Genomic DNA, 18,727 nt, shown 5'->3' with positions numbered 1-18,727 from the left:
TGCCAGATGAACCAAGCCGATTCCGACAGGTTAGCCGGTGCGCTGGAACACATGTTCAGGCCCGCGATCACCGTGTTCTTCGCGATGCTGAGCGGTGCCGGAAAGCCGTCGGAAACGGCAGCGGCGGGGGAGTAGGGCCATGGATTATTTTCAGATCGTACTGGTCACCCTCGAAGCGACAATCCGCCTTTCGGTTCCGCTGATTTTTGCCGCGCTCGCCGGCCTTTATTCCGAGCGGTCCGGCGTTTTCGATATCGGACTGGAAGGCAAGATGCTGGCCGCGGCCTTCGCCGGCGGCGCGGCTGCAGCCGTCTACGGATCGGCCTTCATTGGCCTTGCGGCGGCGATTATCGTTTCCGTCGCCCTTGCAATGGTGCATGCCTTTGCCTCGATCACCCAGCGCGGCAACCAGATCGTCTCGGGCGTTGCGATCAATTTCATAGCGCTCGGTGCGACCGTCATCCTCGGTCAGGCCTGGTTCCAGCAGGGCGGGCGGACACCGCAGCTGGGCGAGGGCAGCCGGTTCGGGGCAATCCGGCTGCCGCTCACCGACACGCTGGAGGATGTGCCGTTCATCGGGCCGATCTACGAGAACCTGATCTCCGAACACTTCCTGCTGACCTACCTGGCGTTTGCGCTCGTTCCGTTCACATGGTGGGTCCTCTACCGCACCCGCTTCGGCCTGCGCCTGAGGGCCGTGGGCGAAAATCCGGGCGCGGTCGATACCGCCGGTATCTCGGTCACGCAGATGCGCTATCTGGGCGTTCTGTGTTGCGGGATTCTGTGCGGCTTTGCCGGCGCCTATCTGTCGATGGCCGTGGCGGCCGGCTTTGTTAAGGGCATGACGGCCGGCAAGGGCTTCATTGCGCTTGCGGCGCTGATCTTTGCCAAGTGGAAACCCGTCAACGTGATGCTGGCCTGTCTCCTGTTCGGTTTTCTCGATGCGCTGGCGATCCTGCTTCAGGGCCAGTCGCTGCCGGTTGTCGGCGAGGTTCCGGTTCAGTTCATGCAGGCTTTGCCTTACATGCTGACCGTTATCCTGCTCGCCGGCTTCATCGGCAAGGCGATACCGCCCAAGGCCGGCGGACAGCCCTATGTGAAGGAGCGTTAGGGCGCCATGTCCAACGATTTGTTTGAAGCAGCGCGCGAGGCCATGAGCCGCTGTCATGCGCCCTATTCGGAGTTCCCGGTGGGCGCCGCTTTGCGCGCTGACGATGGCCGCATCTATGCCGGCGCCAATATCGAGGTTGCCTCCTATCCGGAAGGATGGTGTGCCGAAACCACGGCCATAGGCCACATGATCATGGGTGGCGGGCTGAAGATCGAGGAAGTTGCCGTCGTTGCCGAGAAGATGGTGGCCTGTACGCCCTGCGGCGGCTGCCGCCAGCGGCTCGCCGAATTCGCCGGTCCGGATACGAAGATCCACCTTTGCGATATGAACGGCATCGTGCAAACCGTAACCCTTGGCGAATTGCTGCCGTTCGCCTTTGACGCGGAGGCTCTGAAATGAACCTGGCCCTGTCCGTCCTTGTCAAGAAACTCGACGGCCTCGATCCGCAAACCGCGATCGTGCTCGGATCGGGTCTCGGTTCGCTGTCGGGCGAGCTGCGTGATCCGGTCCGTGTGTCCTATGCCGACCTTGAAGGCTTTCCGCACAGCGGCGTATCCGGCCACGCCGCCGAGGTGGTCGCGGGGTACATGGGCGACAGGCCGGTTATCATGCTGTCCGGCAGAGCGCATTATTATGAAAAGGGCGATGCTTCGGCGATGCGCGCGCCGCTTGAAACGCTCCACGGCCTGGGCGTTCAGCGGATCATACTGACAAATGCCGCCGGTTCCCTGCGTGAGGACATGCCGCCCGGCTCGGTGATGCGGATTTGCGACCACATCAATTTCGCCGGGGCCAATCCGCTGATAGGGGAGCCCGGCGACCGGCGTTTTGTCGGGCTCACCAACGCCTATGACGCGGAGATGGCGGCTCAGATGGATGCGGCCGCCGCGCAGACCGGCATGGACCTTTTCAGCGGCGTCTATATGTGGTTTTCGGGCCCGAGCTTCGAAACGCCGGCCGAAATCAAAATGGCGCGCATGATGGGAGCCGACGCGGTCGGCATGTCGACGGTTCCCGAGGTCATTCTGGCCCGCTACCTCGGTCTGCGGGTCGCTGCCGCATCGGTGGTCACGAACTTTGCCGCCGGCATGAGCGGCGATGAAATCTCGCATGAGGAAACCAAGGAAATGGCGCCGCTCGGCGGCGAGCGGCTGGCTTCGGTCCTGCGGCATATGCTGTCCGGTTAGCACCTGTTGAAACCTGGAGGATTGTCATGAATTTCCTGCCCCAGGAAGTCATTCGCAAGAAACGCGACGGTCAGGCCCTCGATGCCGGCGAGATCGGCAGGTTCGTGCGCGGCATCACCGACGATACCGTGTCCGAGGGGCAGGTTGCAGCCCTGGCGATGGCCGTTTTCTTCAACGGGATGAGCCGTGACGAGGCCGTTGCCCTGACCCTTGCGATGCGCGATTCCGGTGACGTGCTGGCGTGGCCGCGGATCGACCGGCCGATTGCCGACAAGCACTCCACCGGCGGTGTTGGCGACAATGTGTCGTTGATGCTGGCGCCGATCGTTGCCGCCTGCGGGGCGGTCGTGCCGATGATATCGGGCCGCGGCCTCGGCCACACGGGCGGAACGCTCGACAAGATGGAATCCATTCCCGGCTATCAGGTCATGCCCGACAACACCCTGTTCAGCGACGTCGTTGACAGCGTCGGCTGTGCCATTATCGGTCAGACAGGCAGTCTTGCGCCGGCCGACAAGCGGTTCTACGCCATCCGCGATGTGACGGCGACGGTCGAATCCGTGCCGCTGATCACGGCGTCGATCCTGTCCAAGAAACTTGCCGCCAGCCTTGAGGCGCTGGTGCTGGATGTCAAGGCCGGCAACGGCGCATTCATGGCCGAGCCGCAGGCCGCCATGGCGCTGGCGGAAAGCCTTGTTGCCGTCGCCAACGGCGCGGGGCTGTCGACCTCCGCCATCATCACCGACATGAACGAACCGTTGGCGAGCGCGGCGGGCAATGCGGTGGAGGTTGCCAACGCCGTTGAGTTTCTGACCGGATCGCATCGCGATACGCGGCTCGAAGAGGTAACGATCGCCCTGGCGGCGGAGATGATTGCCGCATCCGGGCTGACGGCGGACACGGCGCTGGCTGAGCGATTGGCCCGGGATGCGCTCGCATCGGGGAGGGCGGCGGACCGCTTTGCCGCGATGGTCGCGGCGCTCGGCGGACCGGCCGATTTCATCGACCGTTACGACAGGTACCTGCCCCATGCCCCGGTTGTGCGCGATATCGTCACCGACCGGGACGGTTATGTCGGCGCTGTCGATGCGCGTGGGATCGGCCTTGCGGTTGTCTCGCTTGGCGGCGGGCGCACCCGGCCACAGGATCCGGTCGATCCGGCGGTCGGTCTCAGCCGCCTTGCCGCCCTTGGTGCGAAAGTGTCGGCCGGCGATCCCATCGGGCGGGTGCATGCGGCCGATGACGCCGCCGCCGACCGGGCCACGCAGTCCGTTCTGTCCTGCTACGAAATCACCGACACGATACCGCAAGCATCGGTCATCGTCGGTCATGTCCGCGCATAGGCGCTGATCTACAGTTTGAGAATGAGTTTGCCGTCGCGCGCCTGAAAGGATGTCAGGCGGTTCAGGAAACTCATGCCGATCAGCGTGGTGCCGAGGGAATCGTCGTCGAGAACAAACGCCTCCACATTGCGCAGCCTGATGGATTTGAGTTCCACCGATTGAAGCGTGACCCGGGCGGCTCTGGTCGTGCCATTGGCGGTGTTGACGCGATATTTGAACATGGACGGTGTCAGATAGACCCCGAGCCGGCGCGCCGTTGACCGGTTGATGGCAACGGCGGTCGCGCCGGTGTCGATCATCCCGTCGACCTGCCTGCCGTTGATCCTGAAGCTGCTGAGAAAATGCCCTCTCGCATCGGCGCCGATAACGACGTCGCGACCGCCTGCATAGGCTGCGACCGGCATCTGTTCGGGGGCGGCTGTGTGCATCTGCTTTGCCGTTTCCGAGGTTGTCGGGTCCAGCTCTCCGTCGACGACCTTCGGCACGGCAACGGCCACGCCCGAAACGACGGCTGCAAGAAGAAAGATCCGCATCATGATCAACGCCCTCGTGCTCAAGTGCACGCAGTACAACAGGAGAATCCTAAGGGACCGTAACAACGGTCCGGCACACGAAACACTGTGTGCGGCACTGGTTAGGGAAACGTTAACTCTTGGGGGCAGTTTATACTGATTCGATTGTGTGAGGCTTGTGAGCTCTATTTTGTTCCGTACATGCGGTCGCCGGCGTCGCCGAGGCCCGGGACAATATAGCCCTTTTCATTGAGGTGGCTGTCGATCGAAGCGGTAAAGACGGGTACATCCGGATGCGCCTTGCGAAACGCGGTAACGCCCTCGGGCGCCGCCAGCAGGCACAGGAACCGCAGATCATGCGCACCCCGCTCCTTCAGTTTCTCGACGGCGGCAATGGATGAATTGGCCGTTGCGAGCATCGGATCGACGACGATGACCAGCCGGTCGCTGATGTCCTCAGGCGCCTTGAAATAATATTCGATCGCCTGCAGCGTTTCATGATCCCTGTAGAGCCCGATATGGGCGACACGCGCCGAAGGGACGAGGTCGAGCATGCCTTCCAGCAGTCCGTTTCCGGCTCTCAGGATCGATGCGAAGACCAGCTTCTTTCCGGCCAGAACAGGCGCGTCCATGGCGGTGAGCGGCGTTTCGATGTTTTCATGGGTGAGCGCCAGCTCGCGTGTGACCTCATAGCAAAGAAGCGTCGATATCTCGCGCAACAGACGCCGGAATCCGGCGGTGGACGTGTCCTTTTTGCGCATGATGGTGAGCTTGTGCTGAACCAGCGGGTGGTCGATGACGGTGACGCCGTCCATGGTGATGTCCTTCTTGGGCTGGCTTCGCGCAGTGGGTCGGGAGCATATTGCATCGACCGCTCTCGGGCGGCAAGCCGAAGCGAGCCGCTGGGCCTGTCATGGTGCGGTTTGTCACAACTTTGCAAGCAGCGCCGCGCGTGTCTCATCGTCGACAAAGGCGGCTTCGATCGCCGTGCGTGTCGTCTCGACGAGGTCGGCGTCGCTGAGACCGAACGCGGCCTGAGCAACCGCGTATTCCTTGCCCAGACTGGTGTCGAAAAAGGGCGGATCGTCCGAATTCAACGTCACTTTCACCCCGGCATCCCGCAAGGCCGTAAACGGATGCGCCCCGAGGCTCTCATAGACGGAAAGCGAAACGTTCGAGCCGGGGCAGATCTCAAGGACGATGCCCTCATCCGCCAGATGTTCGACCAGTGACGGATCCTCGATGGCGCGCACGCCGTGACCGATACGCGACGGGCGTACATGCTCGATCGCATCGCGCACGCTGTCGGCGCCGGCGACCTCGCCGGCATGGGTCGTGATACCCAGCCCCGCGTCGCGGGCGATGGCGAAGGCGTCGGAAAAATCCGCATGGGACCCGATCCGTTCATCCCCGCCCATGCCGAAACCGGTGACGGTCCGGTGCGGCCTCAATGCGGCAAAACGGGCGACGTCGATCGCGTCGTCCCTGTCGAAATGTCTGACACAGGTAACGATCTGCCGGCCCTCGATGCCGTATTTGTCCCGCGCCCGCTCAATGCCCTCTCCAAGCCCGTTGACATAGGCCTGGGGCGACAGGCCGGTGCGCCGGGCATGATCCGGCGAGATGAATATCTCGCTGTAGATTGCGCCCTCGGATGCGATGGACGCCAGATAGCGCTCGGCCAGGAGCGCATAGTCCTCCTCGGTCTTGAACAGTGCCGCCGCCGCATCATAGGCGGCGAGGAAACTGGTGAAATCGCTCCAGACAAAGCGTTTGCCGTCAATCAGGTGATCGATGTCGACATTGTATTTGCGCGCCTGTTCGCGGACCAGCTCCGTCGGCGCCGCCCCTTCGATATGGCAATGAAGTTCGGCCTTGGGAATATGTCCGGTCAAAGGAAACTCCTTCCATGCGGCCCGGGCTCAAGCCCGAGATGTGCCGCGATGCTCTCGCCGATATCCGCAAAGGTCTGCCGGACGCCGGCCGACCCCGCCGCAACGCCCGAACCGAAACACAGGACAGGCACCCGCTCGCGGGTATGATCGTTTCCGCGCCAGGTCGGGTCGCAGCCGTGATCGGCCGTGACCACGACAAGATCGTTGCGCTTGAGCTTTCGGGCGATTTCAGGCAGGCGCGCATCGAACCGTTCCAGCGCGGCCGCATAGCCGGGCACGTCCCGGCGATGCCCGTAGAGCATGTCGAAGTCCACGAAATTGGTGAAAACGATATCGCCGTCGCCGGCGGCGTCCATCGCCGAAAGCGTTGTATTGAATAGGTCTTCATTGCCGTCGGCCTTGCGCATTTCGCTGATGCCCTGATGCGCAAAGATATCGCTGATCTTGCCGACGGCGATGACCATGCGCCCGGCGTTGCAGGCGCGGTCGAGCAGGGTCGGTTCGGGCGGCAAGACAGAATAGTCCCGCCGGTTTCCGGTTCGCTCGAATTCGCCCGTCGTTTCTCCGACGAAGGGGCGGGCAATGACCCGGCCTATATTCAGCGGGTCGACCAGTTTGCGTACAGTCTCGCACAGGCTGTAGAGCCGCTCGAGCCCGTAATGGCCTTCATGGGCGGCGATCTGGAAAACGCTGTCCGCCGACGTATAGAAGATCGGCTTGCCCGAAGAGATATGCTCCGCTCCGTACTCTTCAATGACGACGGTGCCCGATGCATGGCAATTGGCAAGGCTGCCCGGCAGGTCGGCCGCCTGATAGATCTGCTCCAGCAACGCGCCGGGAAATGTCTCTTCGCCTTCCGGAAAATACCCCCAGTCAAAACGCACCGGCACGCCTGCGATTTCCCAGTGCCCGGACGGCGTGTCCTTGCCGTGCGAGACCTCGTCGGCACAGGCATAGAGGCCGATCGGCTGGATATCGCCGTCCATGCCGGCCGGAACCCGGCCGGTGGCGAGCTTTGCGGCCTGCACAAGTCCGAGCGAGGTCAGGTTCGGCAGCAGCAACGGCCCGTGCCGCAGGCCCTCCCGGTCGCCGAGGCCCGCCGCGCATTGTTCGGCAATGTGGCCAAGCGTGTCGGCGCCGGCGTCACCGAAAGCGTCGGCATCCGGCGCTCCGCCGATGCCGAATGAATCAAGAAGCAAGATGATTGCGCGGGCCATGCCTTCCCTGCAGATTATTGTTTTTCAAAGCGTTCGCATACGGCGTCCGAAGGAGCCTTCTTTACAGTGGCGCTCAAACTATTATGCGACAGGTTTGGTCACAACAGGTTTTTTGGGGCAGGTGTGCTTCGGGATGACAACATCGAAAGCGAAAGGCGGCCGACACCGGTCAGCCCTGGCCTTACATGCATGGGACGATCCCAAATGCGCGATTCAGGTATTGCAGTCGGCACAGTTGATAGCCGTTCCGACACGCGGCCGCATGAAATAGGTCTCGGACAGGTCGATTGAGTTCAAGGTAGCGCCCGTGAACGGAAAGGATGTGATCAGATCGTGGGTATTGGTGATCTCGCCGCGGACATAATAGGCATTGCCGATCATGAGGCTGTCGGGGAGTTCGATCACGCTGTTTTGTGCAGGCAGCGCACCGCCGTCGCTGCGCCACGACCATGATACCCTTGCCTCGTTACCAGCCGCATTGACCTGGACGGCGGTATAGGCCAACTCGACCTTGTCGTTGGCAAATGGCGCGATAATGCTCTTTGCGACATCTTCCATGTCGGCAAGTTCGGCCTTTGATGTGGTGACCCCCTGTGTGATCAGATCAAGCGTGACGTTGCCGGCCCTGGAAACCTTTGTATCGACGGACAGCGCGACGGTCATTTCAACGGCGCCGATATAGAGCACGACCAGAATGGGAGCGACGAAGGCGAATTCGATAGCGCCGACACCGTCCTTGTTGCCGAGGAGATCCCGCACGCGCGATCGAAGGCTTGCGCCTTTGTTTTGCGACGGTTGCTTTGTCGGTGTCATGAATGCGTCTCCGCGTTCCTATTCAATGCCTGATTGGTTTTTGGTCAAACATCCGTCGTTTCGGATCTCGTGCAATGCCTCAACCGCCACCCGTGCCCGTGCCTGTCGTCGGATAGGCTTCGTTCCGGTAGGCGGTGGTGGCGACGATCAGGTAGTGGTTCTCATCCGACGATCCCGCCAGCTTGACGTTGGCGATATAGGGGCGGAACAGATCGGCGGTAACTTTCCATGCATAGTAGGCCCGCAGGACGTTGATGGTTGAGGGCCCGCCGGGATTGAAATTGAAACCGCTCGTATCCAGCCTCCCGCTGGAAAGCGGCACGTCGGTGGGAATGGATGCGAAACTGCTGTAATTCTGCAGATCGAAGAACAGCCTGTTGTTCACATCCGAACCGCAGGTGAACACGATCGAGACCTCGTTACACAGCCTAGTGCGGAACTCGTCCTCTGTGATGTCCGTCGAAGCGCCCGTGTTGAACGTGATCTGGCCGGTGCGCAACTCACGGCCCAGCTTGTCGACCGCGTAATTCAGCGTTTGTTCGGCCGCGAACGCTATGCAGGTTTCGATGATGGCGAAAATCAGCAGAAAAAACGGGATAGCCAGCAACGCGAACTCGATTGCCGTCGCGCCGTTCTCGTCGCGCCGGACGCGGACTATCGAGAACCGCCCCAAACTCCTCTTCCGCGCATTTTCTCGCGCGCGCTTCCCACTCAAAAGGACCGGCATGACAACCCCGCTTACTGGACCTGTCTGAAAATCCTAATACAAAGGAGTTTACAATCGGTATCCGAAATTGATCGGAACCGGAAACGCAGATTTCAGCTCTGTTTACTATTTCTTCAATGCGTTAGCGCTCGAGTTCCAGCGGCTCGCATGAAGGCGTGCAGGACAGAACCCGGCGTTCGGTCTGTCGATAGACCTGCATGGTGTTGTGCGCTTCAAGTGACACCAGAACGCGTTCGTCGACGATGGCGTTGCCGTCATTGTCCAGGATGACCAGGTTGGTCGTTCCAAAGCCTTTTCCGGTCAGGATGATCGTTTGCGGATCGCTGACCGTCGCGTCCGCGATATCGGCGTTCCCGATAATTACGCGGCTGATCGGCCGGTCCAGCTTGATGACCCGTGCGTAGTCCAGGTCGACTTTAATGGGGTTTTCGGCAAGGGCGGCCACGGTCGCACCAAGAAGCGCGGCAAACGCGACAGCCACCATGCTGGTCGACCTGACGGTCGAACGAATGTCAAACAGCTTGAACATGTATTGCTCCTCGCGCCGCGGCTTTGGATGAAACTGCCTAAAAGTCGCCCGGAATGGTGAATGAAGGCTTAACGGGCTGCAAAACGCCGGAAAAAGTTCGAAGTCGGGTATTCGGGACGCTGCGGTGACGCAGGTCAGGCGTTGCATCCGTGATGATCGGAACGGCGTTGACATTATATATACGCGCAAGCAAAACCCGGATTTTGCTTGCGCGTCCGAGACGAGCAGGCGGATTAACCAGAGATTCACCAACAAATGCGGCGCTCTCTTGGCGAACCTTTCGGTAACCATGTTTCTTAAGCTGTTTTCAAAACCTGTCCGGTAGCGTTCCCGGCATCCGATCAGTGTGAAAAAGGCTGACGGACATGCTGAATAAGTGGAGCAAGGAGTAATCCAATGACAAAGATGTTTGCACGTTTCATGAAAGACGAATCCGGCGCGACCGCCATCGAGTACGGCCTGATCGCTGCTCTGGTTGCCGTCGGCATCATCGCGGCCCTTCAGGCCCTTACCGGTGAACTGGACGCCACCTTCCAGAGGGTTGAAGACGCGCTTTCAGGCGCCGCTACTCCGGCGCAGCCGCCGGCTCCTGGGGGGTAGTAGACGTTGCCGCTTAGGCGAAGTTGAATATTTGCCGCCCGGATCCGGTCCGGGCGGTAAATTTTTTTAAAGGACTTGTTGTTCCTATAGGCTGACGGTCGATCGCAACGAACGGGCCGGTTTTGAAGGAGAGCGCAGTGCTGAATTCAGCGATCATGGTGGTTTTTCCCTTGTGCCTGGCCTTCGCCGCGATTTCCGACGCGCTGACAATGACCATACCGAACCGTGTCTCGATAATCCTTCTGGTTTCCTTTGCCGTTATCGCGCCGCTTGCCGGCCTGTCCTGGCACGCCTACGCCATGCACTTTGCCGCCGGCCTTCTTGTCTTTGTCGTCTGTTTCGGCCTTTTCGGCCTTGGCGCTATGGGTGGTGGAGACGCAAAGCTGCTGACGGCGACGGCAGTCTGGTTCGGGCTCAACATGGAATTGCTAAATTTTATGATTGCTGTGGCGATGATCGGTGGTTTACTGACCATCGTATTGGTCATTGCGCGCTCGCGAATGTTCCTGTTGTCTGCCAAGTTAGGCCCGGTTGCCCATCTTTTCGAGCCGAAGGCGGGAGTTCCCTACGGTATTGCAATCGGTATTGCTGGTCTCATCTATTACCCCCAAACACCACTTATGCAGATTGCTCTTGCCAATTACTGATGTGGTATTCGCCTGCCTAGGATCATTGGCTTTGAATACTCAAGCTTCGCCGCAATGTCTGTAGGATATTTGTGATTGCCGATGACCGGAGCCTGACCGGCGTGCCACCTCATTAAATCGCTGTTAAGTAAGACTGGTAGCGGCGCATTAACCATAAGTACACGATTCATACCGCATTGTTTGCCCGACAATTGGAAATGTGTTCCGGGGAAACGGTATGAAGCCCGCACGCTTGATAGTTATGGCCATTGCTCTGGTTGCCGCGGTTGCAGCCGGCTACCTGATCTTGAACATCACCGGCAAGGCAACCAATCCGCCGGTTCGTGAAGTGATCAAGAAAGTCAGGACCGACAGTGTGCTTGTCGCGTCCAACAGCCTGCCCATCGGGTCCCGGCTGAATGACCGCAATCTGGATTGGCAGGAATGGCCGGAGGACGCCGTCACCGACGGGTACATCACCCGCTCGACACGTCCCGACGCGCTGGAAGAATTGTCGGGTTCGATCGTCCGGCTCCCGGTGTTCGAGGGCGAACCGTTGCGCACCGAAAAAATCGTCGATGGCGATACCCGGATCATGTCCTCCATCCTTCCGTCCGGAAAAAGGGCTGTTTCCACCGGTATATCGGTCGAGACAAGCGCCGGCGGGTTCATACTTCCCAACGACCGTGTCGACGTGATCATGGTTCGCAATCCCGACAATGCCGGATTTGTGACCGAAACGATCCTGGAGAACATTCGTGTCCTCGCCATCGACCAGCGTATCCGCGAGGATGAGGACGGCAAGAAGACGGCCGTCGGATCGACCGCCACCCTGGAACTGACGCCTGAACAGGCGAAAATCATTGCCGTCGCCCAGCAGATGGCGTCGCGGCTGACGCTGGCGCTGCGCAGCGTCGCCGATGTTCAGGACCCGGATACCGGCGGAGCAAATCATCTTCTCAGCGGTGAGGATGGCGGTTCCATCCAACTCATTCGTTCAGGCCAGATCACCAATATCGGCGCAGCCAACTAGACCGGGGGCAAGACAGTGCACAGATCCAGATTTTCAGCTCTAGCTTCGGCCGCCGGTCGCAAATCTCTCCTGGCGGGCGTTGCAGTGACTTGTGCTATGGCCCTGACTGCTGAGCCGCTTGTTTCAGCCGCCAAGGCCAACCCTCAGTCGATCAAGGTGCAAAAATCCGGTGCGGGCAACGTCAAGGACGTCAAGCTCGGTCTGAACAAGGCCCTTGTCGTCGATTTGCCCGAGGATGCACAGGACATTCTGGTGGCGGACCCGGAAGTAGCGGATGCTGTCACGCGCTCGGCCCGCCGCATCTATCTTTTTGGCAAGGAGGTCGGCCAGACGAACATTTTTGTATTCGGCAAGAACGGCAAGCAGATTGTCAGTCTCGACCTCGCCGTCGAGCGCGACACAACGGGATTGCAGCGGCAGCTGTCGCGTTTTATCCCGGACTCCGATATCACGGTTGAGATCATCAGCGACAATATCGTGCTGACGGGAACTGTCCGCACGCCCCAGGACGCCTCACGGGCCAGCCAGCTCGCTGAGATTTTCCTGAAGGGCGGTGAGGCGACGACCAGAAACATCACGGCCATTGGCGAGGGCGGGGACGCGGCGATCTTCGCTGAAGACCGGCAGGTCTCGCAGATCATCAATCTTCTGGATATCGAGGGCGAGGACCAGGTGACGCTCAAAGTGACCGTCGCCGAGGTGAGCCGGCAGATCCTCAAGCAGCTCGGCGTCAACACGACGATTACCGAAAACGGAAATCCCGTTTTCGATTCCATCAACCCTCCGGCCCTTGGTGCAGCGATCACCAGATCAGGCGGCATGTTCGGAGGAAGCACTGGCCGCTTCGGATTGGACTCCTATGTCCGCGCCATGGAGCAGGCAGGCGTCATGAAAACACTGGCCGAGCCCACCCTTACAGCCATCTCGGGTGAGCCCGCCACGTTTTTCGTGGGCGGTGAATTCCAGTTCCTGAACGAAATGGCAGTGACCGCTGGAGGTGGTACGGTGCAAACGTATGAAGAAAAGGAATGGGGTATACGTCTTGAATTTACGCCGGTCGTTCTGTCGGAGGGCCGCATAAGCCTGCGTGTCAGGACCGAAGTCTCTGAACCGACCTTTGAAGGCAGTTCCGCATCGATCGGTGGGGTCCGCACGACTGGTGGCGGCACGTTGAATGGTCTTCGCAAAAGAGAAGCCGATACGGCCGTCGAGCTGCCATCGGGCGGCTCGATCGCCATTGCCGGACTGATCCGCGACGATCTGCGCCAGGTCATGAGCGGCTTTCCCGGCCTTTCAAAGGTTCCCGTGCTCGGCACCCTGTTTCGCAGCCGCGATTTCGTCCGCAACGAAACCGAACTCGTCATCATCGCGACGCCCTATCTCGTCCGCCCGGTCGCCCGCAACAAGCTGTCGCGCCCTGACGACAATTTCAACGCCTCGAGTGACGGCGCGGCGAATTTCCTCGGTCGGGTAAACCGGGTCTACGGGCAGATGGAGACGGGTCTTCCCAAGGGCCGCTACCACGGCGTTGTCGGCTTTATCTACAAGTGATGAAGGGTTGGAACCTCAAATGACCTACACGGAAACTGTTTCGATGAACCGGCCCGAGGAACGCAGATCACCCCGGTCCGTCGGATTTGCCGCCGCGGCGCTCGCCGCGCTCCTCGCGGGCTGTGCCAATGTCCACGACATCGAGGTCGGTTCCGTCCCCGATGACTACCGCACCAACCATCCGATCGTGATTTCGGAAAAAGCGCATGACATCGATATTCCGATCGCCAGCAGTGACACGGATTTGAATTTCGGCAGGACAAGCATGGTCCGCGGCTTCGCGTCAGAATATCGGGAAAACGCCTCCGGCTCGTTGCGGATCATGACGCCGGTCGGCTCCGCGAACGCGGCTGCGGCCTCACGGCTCGCCGGTGAGATCAGGAAGATCCTCGTTGAAGAAGGCGTGCCGTCACGCAAGATCGCCTATCAGTCCTATCAGGCCGCCGCGCAAAATGACGCGGCGCCCGTTCGGCTGAGTTTTACGGCGATTGGCGCACATACCGCGCAGTGTGGCCGTTGGCCGAACGATCTGGTGCTCAATACGATGGAAAACAAGCATTACGAGAATTTCGGCTGCGCCACCCAGAGCAATCTGGCCGCCCAGATCGCCAATCCGTCCGATCTGATCGCACCGCGCGGCATGTCGCCGATCGATGCGCAAAGACGTGATGTGGTTATCGGCAAGTACCGGAAATTCGGGTCCACCGTACAGGGCGACGATGAATAGTCTACCGAAACCAGAGGCTTATGAGAACGCAAAGCGGGATGACGATATGAGTGAGGTAGCTGAAAACCCTGAAGGCGGCCAGAGCCTTCTGGATACCGGCAACAATCAGGACGCCATGGACAGTCTGCGGCCGTTGCCGCGCATCTCCATCCAGGCCTTCTGCGAGTCGGAAAATCTCCTGAACACCATAAGCTCCATGGCGGAGGACAGGCGGCTGGCGCGCACGCATGTGCGGACCGTGAGCGGAAACATTGAATCCGCCTGCACCATGTACGCGTCTTCCCCGACCCCGAATCTGGTCATTCTCGAGAATTCGGAAACCGGCGGGAAATTGCTGGAACACCTCGCCGATCTCGCCGAGGTTTGCGATCCGTCGACAAAGGTCATCGTCATCGGCTATGACAACGATGTTTTTCTCTATCGGGAACTCATCCGCCGGGGAATATCGGAATACCTGGTGGGCCCGGTCTCGATTGCCGACATCCTGCATGTGGTTTCGACCATTTTTGTCGACCCGGACGCGGAACCGCTTGGCCGGACGATTGCCTTTATCGGCGCCAAGGGCGGCGTCGGGTCTTCCACGATCGCCCATAACAGCGCCTGGGGCATTTCCGGCCTCTTCGAGACCGAGGTCATCCTTGCCGATCTCGATCTCGCTTTCGGAACCGCGAACATAAACTTCGACCAGGACCCGCCGCAGGGGATTGCCGAAGCGGTGTTTGCGCCGGAGCGCCTGGACGACGTCTTCCTGGAGCGTCTGCTCTCCAAATGCGCCTCGCATCTTTCGATGCTGGCGGCGCCTTCGATGCTCGACCGGACCTATGACTTCAACGGCTCGACCTTCGAACCGGTTCTGGAGATTGTCCAGCGGACCGCGCCCATCACGGTTCTCGATCTGCCCCATATGTGGACGAACTGGACCAAGGCGGTGCTCGGCGAGGTGGATGATGTCGCCGTTGTGGCGACGCCGGATCTCCCGAACCTGCGCAACGCCAAGAACCTCATGGACACATTGGGCAAGATTCGTCCGAACGATCATCCCCCGCGCCTGGTTCTCAATCAGGTCGGCATGCCCAGGCGTCCCGAGATTTCGGTCAATGATTTCTGCGAACCTCTGGAAATCGAGGCGACGGCGATCATTCCGTTCGACGCGCAGCTTTTCGGCAATGCGTCCAACAGCGGCCGGATGATCGCGGAAACGGACCCGAGGGCGCCGACCGCGGAAACATTCTCCCAGCTTGCGCACATCCTGACGGGTCGCGCGGAAATCAAGAGGCAGAAGAAGTCCGGTCTGGCCGGCCTGCGCTCGCTTCTGAAGCGGTAACAGGTCGCAAAGTCTTTAGTTGCAGGGGGTAGTACATGTTTGGCAAACGCGGAAACGGCGGCTTCGGGAAGGTGGAGGACACAATTGTCCGCACGCCACCTCTGGCACCCGAACTGGATACGGCGGAAACGGACGTCGCGGCGCCTGCCCCGGCGGCACAGCCGGCGGAAATGACCGTCAACACTCCAATCACACCTGGGGCAGAGCGCCCGGAAAAAAAGAAGCGGTCGGCAAGGAAGACGGACAGCTATTACACGACCAAATCGCAGGTCTTCTCCGCCCTGATCGATACGATCGACCTGTCGCAGCTTTCCAAGCTCGACAATGAGAGCGCCCGCGAGGAAATTCGCGATATTGTCAATGACATTATCACGATCAAGAATTTCGCCATGTCGATCTCCGAGCAGGAGGAACTGCTCGAGGACATCTGCAACGACGTACTGGGCTACGGTCCGCTTGAGCCGCTGCTGGCGCGCGATGACATCGCCGATATCATGATCAACGGCTCCGGCCAGAGCTACATTGAAGTCGACGGCAAGGTGGAGGAAACCGAGGTCCGCTTTCGCGACGAGAGCCAGCTTCTGTCCATCTGCCAGCGGATCGTCAGCCAGGTCGGCCGCCGTGTCGATGAATCCAGCCCCATATGCGACGCGCGCCTGCCGGACGGCTCCCGCGTCAACGTGATCGCGCCGCCGCTCGCGCTCGACGGCACGGCATTGACAATCCGTAAGTTCAAGAAGGACAAGCTGACCCTCGATCAGCTCGTCAATTTCGGATCGATCACGCCCGAGGGCGCGACCATCCTGCAGATCATCGGCCGCGTACGCTGCAACGTCGTGATTTCCGGCGGTACGGGCTCCGGTAAAACCACGCTGCTGAACTGCCTGACACGCTATATCGACGGAACCGAACGGGTAATCACCTGCGAGGACTCGGCGGAACTGCAGTTGCAGCAGCCGCATGTGGTGCGGCTTGAAACCCGCCCGCCCAATATCGAGGGCGAGGGTGAGGTCACCATGCGCGATCTGGTCAAGAACTGCCTGCGTATGCGTCCCGAGCGCATCATCGTCGGCGAGGTGCGCGGACCCGAGGTGTTCGACCTGCTTCAGGCCATGAATACGGGCCACGACGGCTCCATGGGGACGATCCACTCCAATTCGCCGCGCGAATGTCTGAACCGTATTGAATCGATGATCGCCATGGGCGGGTTTTCGCTGCCGGCAAAGACGGTGCGCGAAATCATCAGCGGTTCTGTCGACGTCATCGTTCAGGCGGCTCGCCTGCGCGACGGGTCGCGGCGCATCACCCATATCACGGAAGTCACCGGCATGGAGGGTGACGTGATCATCACCCAGGACCTGATGACCTTCGACATCAATGGCGAAGATGCGAACGGCAATGTTCTGGGTCAGCACGTGTCGACCGGGATAGGCCGTCCGCACTTCTGGGAGCGCGCGCGCTATTTTGGTGAGGAGCGCCGGTTGGCGGAGGCAATCGACAGCATGGAACAGGCAGTCGCCTGATTCATCATCGATAGAAAGGGCAGATGACATGTTCGGAATAGATGCCGAAATCCTGTTGATTATCGTCCTGGTGGCCGTCGCCGCCGGCGGGTTGGCTTATTCCGTTCTGTTCCGGACCATTGAAACCGAGCAGAAGGTCGACAAGCGCTTCAAGCAGGTCAAGCTTGCCGAAACGGACGGTCGCGTTTTGAAGGCTGCCCGTGACAACCTCAATGAGGCCGCCAGGCGGAAAAAATCAGTCCAGGAATCATTGAAGGATCTGGAAGAAAAACAGAAGAAAAAAGTCAACCATACCTCGCCTCCGCTGAAAATCGCATTGCAGCAAACCGGCTGGAGCCTGAACGTCACGCAGTTCTACATCATCAGCATAGTCAGCGCCTTCCTTCTCGCCGGCGCGACGCTGGCTTTCGGTGGCCCTTTGTTGATCACGGCCGGCATGGCGATTGTCGGCGGTCTTGGCGTCCCCCGTTGGGTTGTCGGCTTCAAACGCAAACGCCGCTTCAAGGCGTTCCTCAATGAGTTTCCGAACGCGCTTGACGTTATGGTGCGCTCCATACGCTCCGGCCTGCCGATCAACGATTCACTCAGGCTGATTGCCTCGGAGTCACAGGAGCCGTTGCGCAGCGAGTTCAAACGGGTCGTTGAATCCCAGCAACTCGGCATGACCGTTCCGGAGGCCTGCGCGAGACTGCATGAGAACATACCGTTGCCGGAGACAAACTTCTTTGCAATCGTCGTCGCGATCCAGGCCCAGGCCGGCGGTAACCTTTCCGAGGCGCTGGCCAACCTGTCGCGGGTCCTGCGCGACCGCAAGAAGATGAAAGCGAAGGTGAATGCACTCTCGATGGAAGCCAAGGCGTCGGCAGCCATCATCGGATCGCTGCCCTTCGTGATCGTCATCCTGGTCTATCTGACCACACCGACCTATATCACGCCGCTCTTCACCGATCCGCGCGGCAATATCATTTTGGGCGCTTCGGTTGTTTGGATGACGATCGGCATTCTCGTGATGCGCAAGATGATCGACTTTGAAATCTGAGCGGCAGCAGTTCCGGGCGGCTAGGAAAGCGGAATTATCATGATCCAGACGCTGACAGATCCAACGCTTGTTTCGGCAGTCCTTGTCGGTATCGCGGTTTTCGCGACACTGCTCACGATATTCATGCCGCTCTTTGAACGTGGCGATTTGAACGCGCGGATGAAGACCGTTGCGCTCGAACGTGATGAGATCAGGGCGCGCGAGCGCGCGCGTATGAACGCCGAGGCCAACCAGCGCGGCGGCTCTTTAAGGCATGAGCACAATACGTCGGTCAGGCAGCTTGTCGAAAAGCTGAATTTGCGCGAAGCCCTTGTTGATGCAAATACCGAAAGAAAACTGAGAACGGCCGGCCTGCGCACACAGAACGCGCTCAATATCTTCCTGTTTGCGCGCTTCACACTGCCCTTCGTTTTCCTGGCTGCTGCAGTCTTCTATGTCTTCGTGCTCGACGCATTTGCGGACCAGCCCACGATGTTGCGCGTGGTTGTTTGTATCGTTGCGGCCTATATCGGCTTCTACGCGCCCAACATATATATCTCCAACCGGACCTCAAAGCGGCAGAAATCGATCCGCAATGCCTGGCCGGATGCACTGGACCTGCTGCTGATTTGTGTGGAATCAGGCGTTTCAATCGAAGCGGCGTTCAAGCGGGTCGCCGATGAAGTCGCCAGCCAGTCCGCGCCGCTTGCCGAAGAGCTGGTGTTGACGACGGCGGAGCTTTCCTACTTGCAGGAAAGACGCAAGGCCTACGAGAATCTCGGCGACCGTACTGGGCTCGAGACGGTCAAGTCCGTCTGCCAGGCCCTGATACAGGCTGAACGCTACGGCACGCCGATTGCCCAGGCTCTTCGGGTGCTCGCTCAGGAAAGCCGTGATATGCGCATGACCGAGGCGGAAAAGAAAGCCGCGGCCCTGCCGCCCAAGCTGACCGTTCCCATGATCCTGTTCTTCCTGCCGGTCATCTTCGGCG

The 18,727-nt window shown here is 60.0% G+C and carries 20 protein-coding genes; 13 read left to right on the top strand and 7 right to left on the bottom strand.

The window, feature by feature from the left end; translation table 11 throughout:
* Window positions 1-139 precede the first annotated feature (139 nt).
* The 4 genes from AC5E6N_RS06850 to deoA are packed head-to-tail and all read left to right on the top strand — an operon-like array spanning window position 140 to window position 3,641.
* On the top strand, window positions 140-1,111 hold the full coding sequence (locus AC5E6N_RS06850) for an ABC transporter permease (RefSeq protein ID WP_491747115.1): 972 nt from the start codon (window positions 140-142) through the stop codon (window positions 1,109-1,111).
* 6 nt (window positions 1,112-1,117) lie between these two features.
* Window positions 1,118-1,510 (top strand): cytidine deaminase, encoded by a 393-nt coding sequence (gene cdd / locus AC5E6N_RS06845; RefSeq protein ID WP_491747114.1) that lies wholly within the window; start codon window positions 1,118-1,120, stop codon window positions 1,508-1,510.
* Window positions 1,507-2,298, top strand: coding sequence for a purine-nucleoside phosphorylase (locus tag AC5E6N_RS06840; protein WP_491747113.1), 792 nt, complete (start codon window positions 1,507-1,509; stop codon window positions 2,296-2,298). Before cdd ends, AC5E6N_RS06840 begins: the two co-directional genes overlap by 4 nt.
* 26 nt (window positions 2,299-2,324) lie before the next feature.
* On the top strand, window positions 2,325-3,641 hold the full coding sequence (gene deoA / locus AC5E6N_RS06835) for a thymidine phosphorylase (protein ID WP_491747112.1): 1,317 nt from the start codon (window positions 2,325-2,327) through the stop codon (window positions 3,639-3,641).
* An 8-nt stretch (window positions 3,642-3,649) separates the two neighbouring features.
* Here the strand turns inward: deoA and AC5E6N_RS06830 are convergent, their stop codons facing one another.
* From AC5E6N_RS06830 to AC5E6N_RS06800, 7 genes are all read right to left on the bottom strand, one after another.
* On the bottom strand, window positions 3,650-4,177 hold the full coding sequence (locus AC5E6N_RS06830; protein ID WP_491747111.1) for a retropepsin-like aspartic protease family protein: 528 nt from the start codon (window positions 4,175-4,177) through the stop codon (window positions 3,650-3,652).
* 161 nt (window positions 4,178-4,338) lie between these two features.
* Window positions 4,339-4,968, bottom strand: coding sequence for a uracil phosphoribosyltransferase (gene upp, locus AC5E6N_RS06825; protein ID WP_491747110.1), 630 nt, complete (start codon window positions 4,966-4,968; stop codon window positions 4,339-4,341).
* Between the two features lie 111 nt (window positions 4,969-5,079).
* Window positions 5,080-6,048 (bottom strand): adenosine deaminase, encoded by a 969-nt coding sequence (locus AC5E6N_RS06820; protein WP_491747109.1) that lies wholly within the window; start codon window positions 6,046-6,048, stop codon window positions 5,080-5,082.
* Window positions 6,045-7,265 carry a phosphopentomutase gene (locus AC5E6N_RS06815; protein WP_491747108.1) on the bottom strand — a complete coding sequence of 407 codons (1,221 nt, stop codon included), beginning with the start codon at window positions 7,263-7,265 and terminating at the stop codon, window positions 6,045-6,047. The genes AC5E6N_RS06820 and AC5E6N_RS06815 overlap by 4 nt, the downstream gene beginning before the upstream one ends.
* Before the next feature lie 213 nt (window positions 7,266-7,478).
* Entirely contained in the window at window positions 7,479-8,078 is a 600-nt protein-coding gene (locus tag AC5E6N_RS06810; protein WP_491747107.1) for a TadE/TadG family type IV pilus assembly protein, read from the bottom strand.
* A 79-nt stretch (window positions 8,079-8,157) separates the two neighbouring features.
* Window positions 8,158-8,751, bottom strand: coding sequence for a TadE/TadG family type IV pilus assembly protein (locus AC5E6N_RS06805; RefSeq protein ID WP_491747106.1), 594 nt, complete (start codon window positions 8,749-8,751; stop codon window positions 8,158-8,160).
* A gap of 175 nt (window positions 8,752-8,926) precedes the next feature.
* Complete coding sequence (locus AC5E6N_RS06800) at window positions 8,927-9,334, bottom strand: pilus assembly protein N-terminal domain-containing protein (protein ID WP_491688067.1); 408 nt, start codon at window positions 9,332-9,334, stop codon at window positions 8,927-8,929.
* Between the two features lie 396 nt (window positions 9,335-9,730).
* Here AC5E6N_RS06800 and AC5E6N_RS06795 point away from each other — a divergent pair, with 396 nt between their 5' ends.
* The 9 genes from AC5E6N_RS06795 to AC5E6N_RS06755 form a co-directional block, all read left to right on the top strand.
* A complete protein-coding gene (locus tag AC5E6N_RS06795) occupies window positions 9,731-9,934 on the top strand; it encodes a Flp family type IVb pilin (protein WP_491747105.1) in 204 nt (67 codons plus the stop codon).
* Between the two features lie 137 nt (window positions 9,935-10,071).
* Window positions 10,072-10,581, top strand: coding sequence for an A24 family peptidase (locus AC5E6N_RS06790; protein ID WP_491747104.1), 510 nt, complete (start codon window positions 10,072-10,074; stop codon window positions 10,579-10,581).
* Window positions 10,582-10,798: 217 nt separating this feature from the next.
* Window positions 10,799-11,593, top strand: coding sequence for a Flp pilus assembly protein CpaB (gene cpaB / locus AC5E6N_RS06785; RefSeq protein ID WP_491747103.1), 795 nt, complete (start codon window positions 10,799-10,801; stop codon window positions 11,591-11,593).
* Window positions 11,594-11,689: 96 nt separating this feature from the next.
* Window positions 11,690-13,144 carry a type II and III secretion system protein family protein gene (locus AC5E6N_RS06780; RefSeq protein ID WP_491747102.1) on the top strand — a complete coding sequence of 485 codons (1,455 nt, stop codon included), beginning with the start codon at window positions 11,690-11,692 and terminating at the stop codon, window positions 13,142-13,144.
* Between the two features lie 43 nt (window positions 13,145-13,187).
* A complete protein-coding gene (locus AC5E6N_RS06775) occupies window positions 13,188-13,871 on the top strand; it encodes a CpaD family pilus assembly protein (RefSeq protein WP_491747136.1) in 684 nt (227 codons plus the stop codon).
* A gap of 115 nt (window positions 13,872-13,986) precedes the next feature.
* Complete coding sequence (locus AC5E6N_RS06770) at window positions 13,987-15,195, top strand: CpaE/TadZ family protein (RefSeq protein ID WP_491747135.1); 1,209 nt, start codon at window positions 13,987-13,989, stop codon at window positions 15,193-15,195.
* Between the two features lie 35 nt (window positions 15,196-15,230).
* The gene (locus AC5E6N_RS06765) at window positions 15,231-16,718 is read left to right on the top strand and encodes a TadA family conjugal transfer-associated ATPase (protein ID WP_491747101.1); all 1,488 of its coding nucleotides are present in this window, start codon (window positions 15,231-15,233) and stop codon (window positions 16,716-16,718) included.
* A gap of 28 nt (window positions 16,719-16,746) precedes the next feature.
* Window positions 16,747-17,757 carry a type II secretion system F family protein gene (locus AC5E6N_RS06760; RefSeq protein ID WP_491747100.1) on the top strand — a complete coding sequence of 337 codons (1,011 nt, stop codon included), beginning with the start codon at window positions 16,747-16,749 and terminating at the stop codon, window positions 17,755-17,757.
* Window positions 17,758-17,796: 39 nt separating this feature from the next.
* Window positions 17,797-18,727 (top strand): type II secretion system F family protein (locus tag AC5E6N_RS06755; RefSeq protein ID WP_491747099.1); only part of this gene is annotated, 931 nt, incomplete at its 3' end.

The sequence above is a fragment of the Hoeflea sp. genome (assembly GCF_984452065.1).
Note: the sequence above shows the minus strand (reverse complement) of the source record. Positions and strands in the feature narration are given on the sequence as shown.

Excerpts from the sequence above, each read along its gene's own strand:
- AC5E6N_RS06850 (WP_491747115.1), top strand. The coding sequence starts at position 140 with ATGGATTATTTTCAGATCGTACTGGTCACCCTCGAAGCGACAATCCGC.
- cdd (WP_491747114.1), top strand. The coding sequence starts at position 1,118 with ATGTCCAACGATTTGTTTGAAGCAGCGCGCGAGGCCATGAGCCGCTGT.
- AC5E6N_RS06840 (WP_491747113.1), top strand. The coding sequence starts at position 1,507 with ATGAACCTGGCCCTGTCCGTCCTTGTCAAGAAACTCGACGGCCTCGAT.
- deoA (WP_491747112.1), top strand. The coding sequence starts at position 2,325 with ATGAATTTCCTGCCCCAGGAAGTCATTCGCAAGAAACGCGACGGTCAG.
- AC5E6N_RS06830 (WP_491747111.1), bottom strand. The coding sequence starts at position 4,177 with ATGATGCGGATCTTTCTTCTTGCAGCCGTCGTTTCGGGCGTGGCCGTT.
- upp (WP_491747110.1), bottom strand. The coding sequence starts at position 4,968 with ATGGACGGCGTCACCGTCATCGACCACCCGCTGGTTCAGCACAAGCTC.
- AC5E6N_RS06815 (WP_491747108.1), bottom strand. The coding sequence starts at position 7,265 with ATGGCCCGCGCAATCATCTTGCTTCTTGATTCATTCGGCATCGGCGGA.
- AC5E6N_RS06810 (WP_491747107.1), bottom strand. The coding sequence starts at position 8,078 with ATGACACCGACAAAGCAACCGTCGCAAAACAAAGGCGCAAGCCTTCGA.
- AC5E6N_RS06800 (WP_491688067.1), bottom strand. The coding sequence starts at position 9,334 with ATGTTCAAGCTGTTTGACATTCGTTCGACCGTCAGGTCGACCAGCATG.
- AC5E6N_RS06795 (WP_491747105.1), top strand. The coding sequence starts at position 9,731 with ATGACAAAGATGTTTGCACGTTTCATGAAAGACGAATCCGGCGCGACC.
- cpaB (WP_491747103.1), top strand. The coding sequence starts at position 10,799 with ATGAAGCCCGCACGCTTGATAGTTATGGCCATTGCTCTGGTTGCCGCG.
- AC5E6N_RS06780 (WP_491747102.1), top strand. The coding sequence starts at position 11,690 with ATGGCCCTGACTGCTGAGCCGCTTGTTTCAGCCGCCAAGGCCAACCCT.
- AC5E6N_RS06775 (WP_491747136.1), top strand. The coding sequence starts at position 13,188 with ATGAACCGGCCCGAGGAACGCAGATCACCCCGGTCCGTCGGATTTGCC.
- AC5E6N_RS06770 (WP_491747135.1), top strand. The coding sequence starts at position 13,987 with ATGGACAGTCTGCGGCCGTTGCCGCGCATCTCCATCCAGGCCTTCTGC.
- AC5E6N_RS06765 (WP_491747101.1), top strand. The coding sequence starts at position 15,231 with ATGTTTGGCAAACGCGGAAACGGCGGCTTCGGGAAGGTGGAGGACACA.
- AC5E6N_RS06760 (WP_491747100.1), top strand. The coding sequence starts at position 16,747 with ATGTTCGGAATAGATGCCGAAATCCTGTTGATTATCGTCCTGGTGGCC.